Consider the following 1,236-nt stretch of genomic DNA (forward strand, 5'->3'; position numbering starts at 1 on the left):
TGTTTCGTGCCGGGTTCTTTAGAGGCTCGGAACCAACGCTTCGTCCTGCTCTGACACCGATTCCTGCTGGTAGAAGTTGTCTTCGAGCTCCGCTGGCGGAACCAGCCCGATCTCGCCGTGCAGACGGCGGTGGTTGAACCAGTCCACGTACTCGGCCACCGCGATCTCCACCTCGTCCAGCCCCCGCCACGGACCCCGGTTACGGATCAGCTCGGCCTTGAACAGCGAGTGGAACGCCTCGGCCAGGGCGTTGTCGTAGGAATCGCCGGTGGAGCCGACCGAGGCCACCGCCCCCGCCTCGGCCAGGCGCTGGGTGTAGCGCACCGCGAGATATTGCACGCCCCGGTCGGAGTGGTGGACCAGGCCATCGATCCGCCGGCCCACGTGTTGGCGGTTCCAGACCGCCATCTCCAACGCGTCCAGGGCCAGGTTGGTGTGCAGCGACCGCGAGACCTGCCAGCCCACCACGCGGCGGGAGTGCACATCGATGACGAACGCGGCGTAGATCCAACCAGCGAAGGTGCGGATGTAGGTGATGTCAGCGACCCACAACTGGTTGGGAGCATCAGCGGTGAACGCGCGTTCTACCAGGTCCGGCCGGGTGTCGGGGGTCGTGGGCCCTACCGTGGTGCGGGGCTGCTTGGTGCGGGAGATCCCGCGCAGCCCCGCTTGTTTCATCAGCCGCTGGACCGTGCAGCGGGCCACCCGGTGGCCTTGGCGGTTCAGTTCGGCGTGGATCTTACGAGCCCCGTACACGGCGTAGTTGTCGGCGTGCACCTGGTGGATCTTGGCGGTGGTGGCCTCATCGGTGCGGGAGCGCAACGAGGGCGGCCGGGCCTTGGCGGCGTAGTAGGTGGACGGGGCGACCTGCAACGTGGTGCAGATCGGCTCGACCCCGAACTCCTGTCGGTGGATGTCGATGAACGCGACTATCTGATGTGTGGGCGGTCGAGCTCCGCCGCGAAGAAAGCCGATGCGGACTTGAGGATGGCGTTGGCCCGCCGCAGCTCGAGCACTTCGCGTTCGAGCTCGGCCAGACGCTGGGCCTGGTCGGTGGTGGTGCCGGGGCGGTCTCCGGCATCGACCTCAGCCTGGGTGACCCAGTTGCGCAGGGTCTCGCGGTTGATGCCCAGCTGGTCGCCGATACGGGCGATCGCCCCTGGACGCGTGGCCGGGTTCCGGCGGGCCTCCACGACCATGCGGGTGGCGCGTTCGCGCAGCTCATCGGGGTATTTC

The 1,236-nt window shown here is 67.6% G+C and carries 1 protein-coding gene and 1 other annotated feature; the gene reads right to left on the reverse strand.

Annotated elements, in window-relative coordinates:
* Positions 1–18 precede the first annotated feature (18 nt).
* Positions 19–1,236, reverse strand: a protein-coding gene (locus ACFQBR_RS33545; protein WP_378554981.1) for an IS3 family transposase whose coding sequence is annotated in 2 segments (ribosomal slippage) — positions 19–971 and positions 971–1,236 — 1,219 coding nt annotated over the 2 segments. Because the reading frame shifts where the segments join, the coding sequence is not laid out codon by codon here. This gene is flagged as partial in the annotation.
* Positions 859–972: a sequence feature (AL1L pseudoknot), on the reverse strand. Its footprint overlaps the gene before it by 114 nt.

It is taken from the genome of Nocardiopsis tropica (genome assembly GCF_042660575.1).
Lineage (GTDB): Bacteria > Actinomycetota > Actinomycetes > Streptosporangiales > Streptosporangiaceae > Nocardiopsis > Nocardiopsis tropica.